This window comes from Bradyrhizobium sp. (assembly GCF_035701725.1).
Lineage (GTDB): Bacteria > Pseudomonadota > Alphaproteobacteria > Rhizobiales > Xanthobacteraceae > Bradyrhizobium.
Window position 1 is genome coordinate 1 of sequence record NZ_DASSRP010000313.1, and the last position, 13,520, is coordinate 13,520.

Annotated in this window: 14 protein-coding genes; 6 read left to right on the plus strand and 8 right to left on the minus strand. The window is 62.4% G+C overall.

Translation table 11 applies throughout. The features are described from left to right. The 5 genes from VFL62_RS18535 to VFL62_RS18555 form a co-directional block, all read left to right on the plus strand. A partial coding sequence (locus VFL62_RS18535; protein WP_325173834.1) for a DUF3237 family protein occupies window positions 1-268 on the plus strand: 268 nt, incomplete at its 5' end. A 111-nt stretch (window positions 269-379) separates the two neighbouring features. Beyond that, complete coding sequence (locus tag VFL62_RS18540) at window positions 380-2,278, plus strand: feruloyl-CoA synthase (RefSeq protein WP_414644768.1); 1,899 nt, start codon at window positions 380-382, stop codon at window positions 2,276-2,278. Between the two features lie 23 nt (window positions 2,279-2,301). Continuing rightward, window positions 2,302-3,063, plus strand: coding sequence for an SDR family NAD(P)-dependent oxidoreductase (locus tag VFL62_RS18545; protein ID WP_325173835.1), 762 nt, complete (start codon window positions 2,302-2,304; stop codon window positions 3,061-3,063). Window positions 3,064-3,075: 12 nt separating this feature from the next. Beyond that, on the plus strand, window positions 3,076-3,495 hold the full coding sequence (locus VFL62_RS18550) for a thioesterase family protein (RefSeq protein WP_325173836.1): 420 nt from the start codon (window positions 3,076-3,078) through the stop codon (window positions 3,493-3,495). A 48-nt stretch (window positions 3,496-3,543) separates the two neighbouring features. Further along, entirely contained in the window at window positions 3,544-4,692 is a 1,149-nt protein-coding gene (locus VFL62_RS18555) for an ABC transporter substrate-binding protein (RefSeq protein ID WP_325173837.1), read from the plus strand. Between the two features lie 66 nt (window positions 4,693-4,758). Here the strand turns inward: VFL62_RS18555 and VFL62_RS18560 are convergent, their stop codons facing one another. The 4 genes from VFL62_RS18560 to VFL62_RS18575 are packed head-to-tail and all read right to left on the minus strand — an operon-like array spanning window position 4,759 to window position 8,495. Then, window positions 4,759-5,361, minus strand: a complete 603-nt coding sequence (locus tag VFL62_RS18560) for a c-type cytochrome (protein WP_325173838.1) — start codon at window positions 5,359-5,361, stop codon at window positions 4,759-4,761. Between the two features lie 42 nt (window positions 5,362-5,403). Further along, window positions 5,404-6,087, minus strand: coding sequence for a c-type cytochrome (locus VFL62_RS18565; RefSeq protein WP_325173839.1), 684 nt, complete (start codon window positions 6,085-6,087; stop codon window positions 5,404-5,406). Next, window positions 6,084-6,866: an outer membrane protein gene (locus tag VFL62_RS18570; protein ID WP_325173840.1), complete on the minus strand. Its 783-nt coding sequence runs from the start codon at window positions 6,864-6,866 to the stop codon at window positions 6,084-6,086. The genes VFL62_RS18565 and VFL62_RS18570 overlap by 4 nt, the downstream gene beginning before the upstream one ends. 30 nt (window positions 6,867-6,896) lie before the next feature. Further along, window positions 6,897-8,495 carry a cytochrome C gene (locus tag VFL62_RS18575; protein ID WP_325173841.1) on the minus strand — a complete coding sequence of 533 codons (1,599 nt, stop codon included), beginning with the start codon at window positions 8,493-8,495 and terminating at the stop codon, window positions 6,897-6,899. Between the two features lie 230 nt (window positions 8,496-8,725). Between VFL62_RS18575 and VFL62_RS18580 the strand changes: the two genes are divergently transcribed. After that, on the plus strand, window positions 8,726-9,367 hold the full coding sequence (locus tag VFL62_RS18580; RefSeq protein ID WP_325173842.1) for a c-type cytochrome: 642 nt from the start codon (window positions 8,726-8,728) through the stop codon (window positions 9,365-9,367). Window positions 9,368-9,423: 56 nt separating this feature from the next. Here VFL62_RS18580 and VFL62_RS18585 read toward each other — a convergent pair whose 3' ends face one another. From VFL62_RS18585 to VFL62_RS18600, 4 genes are all read right to left on the minus strand, one after another. Next, the gene (locus VFL62_RS18585; protein WP_325173843.1) at window positions 9,424-9,897 is read right to left on the minus strand and encodes a MarR family winged helix-turn-helix transcriptional regulator; all 474 of its coding nucleotides are present in this window, start codon (window positions 9,895-9,897) and stop codon (window positions 9,424-9,426) included. A 172-nt stretch (window positions 9,898-10,069) separates the two neighbouring features. After that, window positions 10,070-10,777, minus strand: a complete 708-nt coding sequence (locus tag VFL62_RS18590) for an ABC transporter ATP-binding protein (RefSeq protein WP_325173847.1) — start codon at window positions 10,775-10,777, stop codon at window positions 10,070-10,072. 8 nt (window positions 10,778-10,785) lie between these two features. After that, on the minus strand, window positions 10,786-12,555 hold the full coding sequence (locus VFL62_RS18595) for a branched-chain amino acid ABC transporter ATP-binding protein/permease (RefSeq protein WP_325173844.1): 1,770 nt from the start codon (window positions 12,553-12,555) through the stop codon (window positions 10,786-10,788). Window positions 12,556-12,721: 166 nt separating this feature from the next. After that, on the minus strand, window positions 12,722-13,520 hold a 799-nt coding region (locus VFL62_RS18600; protein ID WP_325173845.1), incomplete at its 5' end, for a branched-chain amino acid ABC transporter permease.

Here is a 13,520-nt window from a genome sequence, read left to right on the forward strand (position 1 = left end):
GATCGAGCTTGAAGCAAGATACGCGGTCGAGACCGACGACGGTGCGATCATCTATGTGGATAATCGCGGTATTCGCCGCGGACCGGTCGAACTCGTCCGGAAGCTCAATCGAGGTGAGGCGGTGGACGCCGCGCTGATCTATTTCCGCACGGTTCCGCGGTTTGAAACCGGCGCCGCAAAGTATCGCTGGCTGATGCAGAGCCTGTTCGTGGCCTCCGCCGCCCGCCATCCCGACCGCGTCGTGATCGAGGTGCACCAGGTGCTGTGAACTCCTTTTCCTCTCTTCCTTTTAGGGAGGTGCTGGCTTCCAAGCGCGGGATGATTGACTCCGTCCCAATTAGTTATAAAACATAACTATTCGGGGAGGTGACGATCAGGTATGAGCTTGAAAGCCGACCTGTCCTTGCAAGCGAGCGCTGCGCTGCCGTCATCCGGCGGCGCCCCCGCCCCATTGCGTCCGATTTCCTTCAAGGATCCGGCGATCACGGTCGACCGACGCGGCGATGGCACCATTTATCTGAGGCCGAGCGACCTTCATATCGGATATCCGGTCCGGTTGACCGATTCCCTGTATCGCTGGGCCAATACCGCGCCCGATCGCGTCTTCATGGCCGAGCGGGAGGCCGCCGGCGGCTGGCGCAAAATCACCTACGCCGAGCTGCTGAATGCAAGCCGCCACATCGCCTCGGCGCTGCTGGCGCGCAATCTCTCGGCCGAGCGGCCCGTCGTCATCCTGTCCGGCAACTCGATCGACCATGCACTGGTTGCGTTCGGCGCGATGCTGGCGGACGTGCCGTTCTGCCCGGTGTCGCCGGCCTACTCGCTGATCTCGAAGGACTACGGCAAGCTTGCCTACCTGATGAATCTGCTGACGCCGGGACTGATCTTTGTCGAGGATGCCGATCAATTCTCGGCCGCACTTCAAGCCAACGTGCCCGACGCGGTCGAAATCGCCGCTTCCCGCGGGTCGCTGCCCGGCCGCGCGCTGACGACGCTTGCGGAGCTGAAGACGGCGCCGTTGCATGCCGATCTTGAGCGCGTGCATCAGGCCATCGGTCCCGACTCCATCGCAAAATTCTTGCTCACATCAGGTTCGACCGGCAATCCCAAGGCGGTCATCAACACCCAGCGGATGCTCTGCGCCAATCAGGTGATGATTCGTGAGAGCATGACCTTCCTGAAGGAGGAGCCGCCGGTCATCGTCGATTGGCTGCCGTGGAATCACACATTCGGCGGCAACCACAACGTCGGCCTCGTGCTCTTCAACGGCGGCTCGCTCTATCTCGACGCCGGCAAGCCGACGCCCGGCGGTATCGAAGAGACGGTGCGCAATCTCAAGGAGATTTCGCCCACGGTCTACTTCAATGTGCCCAAAGGCTTTGAATCGCTGCTGCCTTATCTGCGCGAGGATGCCCAGTTGCGTCAGACTTTCTTCAGCAAGCTGCAGGCGATGTTCTTTTCCGGCGCGGCGCTGTCGCCCTTTGTCTGGACCAGCCTCGACGAGCTGTCCGTGCAGGAAACCGGTTTCCGCGTGCCGGTCCTGACCGGGCTCGGCGCGACCGAGAGTGCACCGTTCTCGATATCGGCGACGCCGCACACGAGCCGCTCCGGCCATATCGGCCTTCCTGTGCCTGGCAACGAGATCAAGCTCGCGCCCTGCAACGGCAAGCTCGAGCTGCGCGTCAGGGGGCCGAACGTCACCCCGGGCTACTGGCGCCAGCCGGATCTCACCGATGCCGCTTTCGACGAGGAAGGCTTTTACAAGTTTGGCGATGCGGCCAAGCCCGCGCGCCCCGACGATTTTTCCGCCGGCCTCGACTTCGACGGCCGCATCGCCGAGGACTTCAAGCTCGCCAGCGGCACATGGGTCAGCGTCGGTCCGCTGCGCGCCCGCTTCATCGCAGCTTGCGCGCCTTTGGTGCGGGACGTCGTGATCGCCGGCATCAACCGCGACGAAGTCACGGCGCTCGTGGTCCTCGATCTCGATGGATGCCGGTTGATCAATCCGGCGCTGCCGCCGGGCGACATCAGTGCCTGCGCAAGGGATGCCGCGGTCCGGAGCGCATTCCGTCAGCGCTTCGCCGCCTTTCAGGCGGCTGCGACCGGCTCGTCGACGCGAGTCGTTCGGGCGCTCTTGATCGATGCGCCGCTCTCGATCGATCGCGGCGAGGTCACCGACAAGGGATCGATCAACCAGCGCGCGGTGCTCGAGCACCGAAAAGCACTGGTCGAGGCACTTTATTCGCTTGACGCAAGCGCCGACGTGATAACGCTCTAGGAAACAGTATTTGGGAGGACGTGATGCAATTGAAGGATCAAGCTGCGATTGTCACCGGTGGTGCCTCGGGACTGGGTGCGGCGACCGCGCGACGGCTCGCCAAAGAGGGCGCCAAGGTCGCGATTTGCGATGTCAACGCCCAGCTCGCTGAAACGGTCGCCAAGGAGATCGGCGGCTTCGCCGTCACCTGCGACGTTTCCGACAGCGCATCGGCGGAAGCAGCGATTGCCGCGGCTGCGAAGGCCCATGGTCCGGCGCGGGTGCTGATCAATTGCGCCGGCATCGGCGTTGCCAAGCGCGTGATCGGCCGCGAAGGGCCGATGGCGCTGGCCGACTTCGACCGCGTGATCCGGATCAACCTGATCGGCTCCTTCAACATGATCCGTCTGGCCGCCGCCGACATGACCAAGCTCGAGCCGCTCGCAACCGGCGAGCGCGGCGTGATGATCTCGACCGCCTCGATCGCCGCCTATGACGGCCAGATCGGGCAGGCGGCCTATTCGGCCTCGAAGGGCGGCATCGTCGGCATGACGCTGCCGATCGCCCGCGAGTTCGCGCAGTTCGGTATCCGCGTGCTGGCGATCGCGCCCGGCCTGTTCCTGACGCCGCTGCTCGCCGCTCTGCCGCAGGAAGCGCAGGATTCGCTGGCCGCGGCCATTCCATTCCCGCGTCGCCTCGGCGATCCATCCGAATTTGCCTCGCTGGTGATGCAGATGATCGACAACGCCTATCTGAACGGCGAGGTGGTGCGGCTCGACGCCTCGCTACGCATGGCGCCGAAATAGGACGACGCCTTCATGTTCGTTCATCGCAGGGATGTGCAGATCCAGTGGGGCGATTGCGACCCTGCCAACATCGTTTATTACCCGCGCTATTTTGCGATGTTCGACGATTCCACTTCGATCATGTTCGAGGCCGCCGGCTTCTCCAAACAGGACATCGTCAAAAAATACGGCCTGGTTGGCATTCCCATGGTCGACACGCGCGCGAAATTCTACATCCCATCGACCCATGGCGACTGGATTACGATCGAAAGCCGGATCGAGAGTTTCAAACGGTCGAGCTTCGAAGTCACCCACAAGGTCTACAAGGGTGAGGCGCTGGCGATCGAGGCGTTCGAAACACGGGTGCTGGTCGGGCATGACCCCGCCGATCCGTCGCGGCTGAAATCTTCGCCGGTGCCGGAGGAGATCGTTGCGAAATTCGTGAAGGGATAGTCGCCTCCTAAGGGGCGAGCTGATAAGAGAACAATCAGGGAGGAAGTCATGAACAAGATGGTTTTGGCGGCCGCAGCCTGTGCCGCGCTTGCGCTGCCCGCGCCCGTTGCCTACGCGCAATCGACCGAGATCACCATCGGCATTTCGATTTCGACGACGGGACCCGCCGCAGCGCTCGGTGTGCCCGAACGCAACGCGCTCGAATTCGTGCCGAAGGAAATCGCCGGCGTGCCGCTGAAGGTGATCGTGCTCGATGATGGTGGCGATCCGACCAACGCCACGACCAATGCGCGGCGGTTTGTCACCGAATCCAAGGCCGATATCATCGTGGGTTCGTCAACCACGCCGCCGACGATCGCGATCTCCAATGTCGCCAACGAGGCCGGCACGCCCCACATCAGCCTCGCGCCATTTCCGGTGACGCCGGAGCGCACCAAATGGTCGGTGGTGCTGCCGCAGCCGGTGCCGATCATGGGCAAGGTGCTGTACGAGCATATGAAGGCGCATAACGTCAAAACCGTCGGCTACATCGGCTACTCCGATTCCTACGGCGATCTCTGGTTCGACGACTTCAAGCGCCAGGGCGTGCCGATGGGGCTGACGCTGGTGGACGAAGAGCGCTTTGCGCGGCCCGATACGTCGGTGGCGGGTCAGGTGCTGAAGCTCGTCGCCGCCAACCCCGATGCGATCCTGATCGGTGCATCCGGCACCGCCGCCGGCCTGCCGCAATCTGCCTTGCGCGAGCGCGGCTACAAGGGCCTGATCTATCAGACTCACGGCGCGGCCAGCATGGATTTCATCCGTATCGCGGGACCGGCCGCCGAAGGCGTGATCATGGCTTCAGGCCCCGTGATGAATCCGGAAGGCCAGCCGGATTCGGCGCTGACCAAGAAGCCCGGCCTGGCGCTGAACGCGGCCTATGAAGGCAAATATGGACCGAACACCCGCAGCCAGTTCGCCGGGCATGCCTATGACGCGTTCGAGGTCTTGAAGCGACTGGTGCCTGCGGCGCTGAAGAGCGCCAAGCCCGGCACGCCGGAATTTCACGAGGCGATCCGCCAAGCCATCATGAGCGAACACGAAATCGCCGCGACGCAAGGCGTCTACAACTGGACCGAAAAGGATCGCTCCGGCCTCGACGACCGCTCCCGCATCATCCTGACGGTGAAGGACGGCAAATACGTGCCGGCGATGTAAGCGGTAGCCTCCGTCGCAGCGGCAGCGACGGCGTGCCTTATCGGCTGCTCCGCCGTCGCCAAAAGCCTAGTTGAGGAAGCTGAGATACGACGTAAGCGCTTCGATCTCGTCCGGCCCCAAGGTGCGGGCGACGAGCGGCATCGGCGAACCCGCCGTCGAATGGTAGCCCTGGCCCCATTGCTGGAGCCGGGTCTTCAGATAGTCATGGGAAAGCCCGCCGAGCCGGGGAATATCGCGGATGCCTTCCGCGTTCGGGCCGTGGCAGGCGTAGCAAGCGGCAATGTTGGCCTCCGGGATTCCTTCCATGTAGATGGATCGCCCCTTGGCCGCGTAATTCCTGTCGCCATCGTTCGCCGGCTTCGGTGGGATTGCGGCGAAATACCTGGCGAGATCGTGCGCCACATCGGGCGGCAGCGCAGCCACGGCGTTCCACATGTACTGCTTTGAAAATGGAGTGTCTCTCACGTGGTCGCGGAAGCTTCTGATCTGGCTCTCCAGGTAAAGCGAACGCTGCCCGGCGAGACGGGGAGCGACCGTGTAGCCTTGCGCGTTTGTGCCGTGACACCAGGTACAATTGCGCACCGCGGCGCTTTCGCCAGCCATTACCGGCCCAGCGCCCGCCAGGGACGCGATCACCGTGAGCGCGAATTTTAGTCCGATGCGCCTCATGACCCCGAGCTTTCGCACTTCATGCACCCGCGGCTACGACACTCAATGCAAATCGCTGACATAGGCCGCCACTGCTTCAATTTGTGAACGCGTCAAATTATGCGCTGTCGGCGCCATGATCGCTGATGTATCGACCGCGGTGCCCTGGCCACGCTGCTTGGTCCAGCCGGTCAATTGACCGACCATGTATGGATAGAGCTGGCCTGCAAGCCGCGGAATCTCGTTCTGGCCATGACCGGTCGTACCGTGGCAGGCCGAGCAGGCCGGCACATTCGATTCGGGCAAACCTTCATCGTAGATCTTCTTGCCCAAGGACGCCGCGCCTCTCGGCGCGCCACCAAAGGGCGGCGGGTTGAGATGATGGAAATGGTTGGCCAACGCCGAAATCTGCGCCGGGCTGAGCACGTGCGCGACATTGAACATGATCGGATTGGTGCGCCTCCGCTCGATAAAGGCGCGCAACTGGGCCTCGATATATTCCGGTTGCTGGCCCGCAAGGCGCGGCATCGGAAAATATCCGAGATATCCCTGGCCGGACAGGCCGTGGCAAGTCTTGCAGTATTGAAGTTTGGCTTCCAGCCCGCCCTTTTCCTGAGCACGTGCACTGACGGAAAACACGATCGTCATCGAGGCAAGCAAGGCAAATCGGCACCCAAGCCTCGTCAGACGGCCCTTACGCCCACCGTCGGGCAACTCCGCTTCAGCTGAAGGGCTTCTGAAACTCACCAACCGGCTCCCCCGATATGAAAGTTGAAGCCGACCTTGACGACCTGAACCGTTTGCTTGACGTTCACGACCCCCGTGAGAGCGCTGACCTGATCGGTCATCAGAATGTTGCCGTTGCCGAAGCTGTAGTAGTCATACTCGACATTCATCGACCAATGGCGCGTGAAAGCCCAGTCCACGCCGCCGCCGACGATCCAGCCGTAGCGATTGTCCACCCCCTGGAAGTGGAACGGACCGCCGCCGTTGAAGGTGCCGCCGCTGACATCGTATTTGTCTCCGGCGACCGCAAAGCCGCCGCGGGCATAGAGCAGCACGGTATCGAAGGCGTATCCAATGCGCCCGGTCACGCTGGCGAGAAAGTCGTTGTTGGCCTGCACGAGCGCGACGTCGCCCGGGACGCCGGCCGGAAGACCGACCAGCGTACTGGCCTTCATCGTGGTGCCGGACGCCGTGCCCTCGATGCCGATGACGGCGTTGCCGGCGAACTGATAGTCACAGCCGATCTCGCCGCCGATCACCGCGCCGGTCGGCGTCGTCGACACGGTGGTGATGCCGGCCGTCGAGGGGGCCTGGTTGAGCGTATCCTGCACAAGTTGCACCGGATCGGTCATATCCTTGGTGCCGCGGCCGCCGCCCGCATGGCCACCGAGATAGCATCCGGTCCAGCTGAACACGGGGGTGACCGGCATTGGCGTTTTGATCGGCAAGTCGGCGGCGACTGCCGACGTCGCCAGGCCGGCTGCGAGGACCGCGACGGGAGCGAAAAGAGTCTTACTCATCGGATCATCTCCGGATGCGGCCCAGTCTGCCTACATCGCAAACCAGGCATGGAGGAACAGCGTGTTGTTGTCGTGAGCGTTGGGTGTGTTGCCAAGGTTCACGTTCAGCTTATTGTAATAGGTGTATTGCAAGGCGATCCGCGCGTTGAACCACGGCCATCCGACCATTTTGCTGGCGCCGAATGGGATGTAGGCGATCTCGGCCATCCAGCCGTTGGTGTTCGGCGTCAAGGCGGCCCCGGTGACGGGATCGGCCCCATACAATCCAAGATCCGGCGTGCCCCATTGATTGAAATATTGTCCCGTGAACACGACTCTGTTGTCAGCGCCGTAGGCGAATGAGGCTTGCAGTTTCAGGCTGTTGAGCGTGTCGTTCGCATTAGTTGGGCCATTCGGACCCAGATTGTTCGCGGACGTTGCGTCCAGCCGCTGAAATTCTCTGATGTAGCTGCCGCGCAGGGTCAGCCACCAGTTGTCGCCCTGATACTGGTATTGGGTGTCGAAGCCGATGTCGGTGAAGCGGTCGGCCTGCGGAAATACGGCGGTCGACCAAGTTTGGAAGCCGGTATCGACCCAGGGATGAACGTTGAACTGTGCGCCGAACGCGCCGACCATGAGCGTGTTGCGACCCCAATGCGGCTCGAGCGCGACGCGCCAATAAGGAGCAATGCCGCCGAGCTGTCCGGGAGCGCCGAACGGATCCGTGCCGAGGTTATTCTGGGCGCTGAACCCGAGAGTCCTGTACCCCGTCAATTCAAGGTAAAGCAGGTCGTTGATGAAGGCGTAAGCGCCAACGCCGCCGACATGTGCGGCGAAGGCGCCCTCGATCGCCGTCCCGGGGTTTTGCGGACCATAGATGTTCGATGCGGCGTAGGGGAAACCCCAGGCCGGCGTGGTATTCCAGACGTCCTGGACCGTCGGATTGTTGTTGGCCGTGATGCCATAGATCAGGTCGATCGGACCGAAATGCGCTGTGTTGGCATAGCGAACGTCGGTGTTGTCCCAGGTCCACGTATGCCGGTCGAACGGATCAGCCGAGGGGCCCGGCCCGATCGCATTGTAGGTGACCTGAGCAAAGGCGCCGACATGGTCGGTGATCGCGCCGCCCCAGAACGCGCTGAATGGCGAAAGCACGACGTTGTTGTTCTGGCTGTACGGATCGGGCGGCCCGCCGGTCAGGGTGCTCAGGTTCGCCTGGGTGTGGGTGTAGCCCACGACCGCCATCATCGAGACCGGCGGCACCCACTCCTTGTCTTCCTCGGCCTTGGCGCTTGGCGCCTGAGGCAGCGCCTTTACGTAACCCATCATCTTCTCGTATTCGGCGCGCGCATCGCGTGCGATCTGCGAGGAGAACGGCGTCGTGCGAAACTCGCCGCCACCGGTGGTGTAGCCAAGCAGTTTGAAACGCCGACCGTAAGGCGTCAGCGCCGGAAAATCCGTATGGCAGGTGCCGCACGGCTGGCCGGTCTGGCGCGCGAAGCTGGGCAGTGCCTGTGCCGAGGGCGCGAAACCGATCGCGAGTGATGCGGCAAAAACGAGGAGCTCTGCGAGCGCGACAACGCGCGCGCGCTTGAGAAAATGGTGGTTGGCCCGATATCCCCACATAACAAACCGCTGCCGTTTACGCATGACTCGATTTGTGTCCCGTGAGCAGTAGGCCAAGTATCCGGTCAAAGGCCAAGCGGGATGATTCCGTCCGCGCAACAATTGGGAGCCATCGCGGCAATGCTGCAACGATGGTTGTATGTGCAACGATCCTTCATTCAGATGTCGAAATCTATTTCTGTTTGATTTAGATCAACGGTTGGGAAAAGTTTGCTGCTGCAAAGTCTGCGTTGCTCATCGGGTCGGGGGGTCGCATGCATTCCAGATGGCTGCTGTTAAGTTCAATCGTTGTCGTTCTGGCCAACGGCTGCGCCGCCGCCGAAGAAAAAACGGCGTCGTCCGTGGCTCCGCAAGCGCTCAAAGCCAAGACGGATTACTGCAAGACCTGCCATGGCTTGGATGGACAAGGTTTTCGCGGCTCTTTTCCGATGCCGCGGTTGGCCGGACAACAGCCGGAATATCTCGCGAACCAGTTGCAGGCTTTCATCGATCGCAGGCGAACCAATCCCGTCATGTTCAACGTGGCACATGTTCTTGACCCGGCGATGGTCAAGTCGCTGGCAGCCTATTTCCAAAACCTGAATCCCAAGCCGCTCGGTGGCGCATCGAAAGCGCTCGTGCCTGAGGGAAAGAAAATTTACGAAGAAGGCTTGCCGAGTGCCAACGTTCCGCCTTGCGCGTCATGTCACGGACCTGATGCCAAGGGCGCCGATGCGTTCCCCCGGCTGGCGGGTCAGCTGCATGATTACGTCTTCCGGAAACTCTCCGATTGGGACAAAGAGAGAGGCCAGAGGAAGGATCAGCCGGACAACTCGGCGATCATGCAGCCGATTGCGCACAACTTGACGGAAGCGCAGATCAAGGCGGTTTCCGCTTACGTCAGTCAGCTCGAGTAATCGAGCTGGACTGCTGATCCATCGTTCACGAGCCCGCTTGCTGTCGTCTCTTGAAATCAACGCCCCGTGGGGGTCCTTTTCGACATGCGGGCGATGCGCTCGACGGTGGCCGATAGCGCGGAGAAACCTTCCTGACCCAGCACCGATCTCAGCTCGATTTGCGCCGCAAGCCAAGCTGACTTTGCATCGTGCAGCACTTGTTCGCCCGATTTGGTCAGGGCCAGCGGCCGGCTTCGACCGTTTGCTCCCTCACGCACCTCGTGTACCCACCCTTCAATGAGAATTGATTTCAGATCTCTCGTCAGGGTCGACTTGTCCAGTTGCTCAACTCTCGCAAGCGCGGCGCGCGTGGTTGGCTCGGTACGGTCGATCACTTCCAGGAGAGAGTATTGAACGGCGCTGACGCCGTAGGGCCGCAGCTTGCCGTTACAGATTTCCGTGGCCACTCTCGATAGCAGCCGCACTCCCATCAACACGTTGCCCGCTGCCCCGACCGAGACCCCGCTGATCAGATGACTTTCGCTGGCCACTCGCTTCCCCATGGGAGGTTTCCCTGGACTGAGTATTTATCGGCCGTTGACGTTGCGAACTGTTGAGATGGATCAATTGCATGAGCGCTTCCAGTCTAACGATTATGGCCAAAAGTCGCTTTGGCGCAACACAGCCATGCTGGAGCTAGCCCGGATCGAAGTCGGGGGCTTGCTAGAACCCGAGATAACTTTCGGCGACTCGGGCATTTCCGGCGACGTCCTTCGCTGGCCCCTCCAGCACGAATTCGCCGAGCTCCATCACATAAGCGCGGTCGGCGACCTGCAGTGCGGCTTGTGCGTTCTGCTCGACCAGCAACACCGAGACGCCGCTGGCGCGCAGTTCGCCGATGGTGCGGAAGATATCGGCGACGATGATCGGGGCGAGCCCCAGGCTTGGTTCGTCCAGCATCAACAGCTTCGGAGCGCCCATTAGGGCGCGGCCCATCGCCAGCATCTGCTGCTCGCCGCCGGATAGCGTGCCGGTGAGTTGCCGCCGTCGCTCCTTCAGCCGGGGAAATAATGTATAGACGCGCTCCAGCGACTGCGTGGCCGACGCGGTCCCGAGCCGAAACGCCCCGAGGCGCAGATTATCCTCGACATTCATCGCGGCGAACAATTCGCGCCCTTCCGGCACGAGGCTGAGACCCGCCGCGACGCGATCCTCGATTTCAAGCCGTGCGAGATCGACGCCGGCAAAACTCACGGCGCCCCTGAGCGGCAGAACGCCCATGATCGCGTTGAGCAGCGTGGTCTTTCCGGCGCCGTTGGCGCCGATGATGGTGACGATTTCGTTGTCGGCGACGTCGAGCGTCACGCCGCGAACGGCCTCGACTTTTCCATAGCCGATATGGACGTCACCGACCCGCAAGAGCCTTGCCATATCGCCGCTCATGGCGCGGCTCCAAGATAAGCGCGGATCACGTCGGGGTTGGTCTTGATCGTCTCCGGCTTACCCTCCGCAATCTTGGTCCCGAAGTCGAGAACGACGACGCGGTTGGCGAGCCCCATCACGAATCCCATATCGTGCTCGACCAGCAGCACCGACATGCCGCCGTCGCGCAGGTTTCGCAGCAAGGCTGCGAGGCGCTGCTTTTCCATATGGCGCAGACCGGCCGCGGGCTCGTCGAGCAGAAGCAGCGCGGGGTCGGCGCACAGCGCGCGCGCGATCTCGACAATGCGCTGCTGGCCGAGCGACAGGCTTCCGGCCGGCATGTGCGCCTGATCGGCGAGGCCGACTCGGTCGACCTGACGCATGGCGTCCGCGAGCAGCCGCGCTTCCTCATCGCGGTCGAGGCGGAGCATGCTCCTGATCGCCCCCGCCTGCCCGCGCAGATGGGCGCCGAGCGCGACATTCTCGAGTACGGTCATGTCGGCGACCAGCTTGACGTGCTGGAAGGTCCGGGAGATGCCCAGCTTGGTGATGTCCTGCGGTTTCGCCCGCTCAAGCGTCTGGCCCATGATGGAGATGGTGCCGGCCGACAGCGACAGCACGCCTGTGACGAGATTGAACGTCGTGCTCTTGCCGGCGCCGTTCGGGCCGATCAAGGCGACGATCTCGCGCGCGCCGACATCGAAGGAGACGTCATTGACTGCGATCACGCCGCCGAATTCCTTGCGCGCGTGCTCGATGATCAGAAGCGAATCGTCGATCGCGGCAGGCTTGCGCCGCGGCGCGAGCGCCAGCGACGGATCGATCGGCCTCCGCCTGTGTTTCAGGGGAAGCCAGTGCAGCAGCCACGGCCACACGCCGCTCGGCGCGAGCTGAAGCAGTGCCACCAGCATCATGCCGAACACGATGGTCTCGAGCTGGCCTTCGCCGTGAAACAGAAGCGGCAGATAGTCCTGAAGGATCTCCTTCAATATCACGACGATCGCCGCGCCCAATACGCCGCCCCAGACATAGCCGGCGCCGCCGACCACGGCGACGAACAGATATTCGATGCCGGCCTGGGCGCCGAACGGGGTTGGATTCACCGCGCGCTGAAAATGCGCGTAGAGCCAGCCGGACAGGCCGGCAAGCACGGCGGCATGGATGAAGACGAGGAGCTTGGTTTGCGGCGGCTGGATGCCGAAGGCTTCCGCGGCGACATGGCCGCGCCGCAGCGCGCGGATGGCGCGGCCGGTCCGCGAATCCAACAGGTTCATCGTCAGGAGCGCGCTGATGATGACGCTGGTCCAGATCGCGAAATAGATCGCGTCCGGACTGATCATCTTCAGCGAACCGATCGTAAGCGGCGGGATGCCGGAAATGCCGTCATTGCGGCCGAGGAATTCGAGCTTGCTGAAAAGATAGAACAGGCCGAGGCCCCAGGCGATGGTGCCGAGCGGTAAATAATGACCGGAGAGCCGTACCGTAATCAGGCCGAGCGCAACGGCGAAGATGCCGCTGACGATCAGCGATAGCGGCAGCGTCAGCCATGGCGAAAGACCGTAGGCCGTGGTCAGCACCGCGGTCGTGTAGGCGCCGAAGCCGCAGAACGCCGCCTGTCCAAACGATGTCAGGCCGCCGACGCCGGTGAGCAGCACGAGGCCCATCGCCACCAGCGCCGAGAGCCCGATATTGTCCAATAGCACGATCCAGAACGGCGGCATGCCCGGGATGAAGGGGACCGCTGCCATGACGAGCGCGAACAGCATCAGTGGCCACCGCTGCGCCATCGCTAGTGTCCCGATTCCGAAGTTCGTATCATTTTGCGGCCCCTTTCTTGCGAACTTCGGAATCGACAGAACACTAGCAAGCCTAATTTCGCTAATGCGGCTTTTGGTTCAAAAGTCCGCATGACGAATTCGCGGCACAGGTGGTGCGGACTTTTGAACCGCCGCATTAGTCCTTTTCCTCATCGACCGCGGGCGTCGCCAGCGAACGCAGCAGCAGCACCGGAATGATCAGCGCGAACACGATCACTTCCTTGAAGTTGCTGGCATAGAACGACGAGAAGGATTCGACGCTGCCGACCAGAAGCGCGGCGACGGCGGTCAGCGGGTAGCTGACCAGACCGCCGATGATGGCGGCGACAAACCCCTTCAGGCCGATCAGAAAGCCGGTGTCGTAGTAGAGCGTGGTGATGGGGACAATGAGAATGCCGGAGATGGCGCCGATCACCGCAGCGAGCAGGAACGCGATCTGGCCCGACAGCGCTGTCCGGATGCCGACGAGGCGCGCGCCCAGCCGGTTCACTGCGGTCGCGCGCAGGGCCTTGCCATAGAGCGTGAAGCTGAACAGCAGCCAGAGCGCTGCGATCAATCCTAGCGTCACCGCATAGACCGCGATGCTCTGGCCGGTGAAGCGCAGCGGATCGATGGTGAAGGCGGCGTTCGACAACGGCGGGCCGCGCTGGCCCTCGGCGCCGAAGAAGACGAGCCCGATGCCCTGTAACGCGAGGTGACAGCCGACGGCCGCAATCAAGAGCACCAGCACGGATGTGTGGGCGATCGGGGCAAAGGCGATGCGATAAAGATAAAGCCCGATCGCGCCAACGATCAGCAGTGACAGCACGATGTCGACCGCGATCGCGGTCTGCTTGTCGGCAAGATTCAAGGTAAGCGCGAGAATAGCCGCAGGCAGCACGATGTTGGTTAGAAGGCTTTGCGCGATCAAGCCAGGGCGTAGTGCCCGTCGCCGC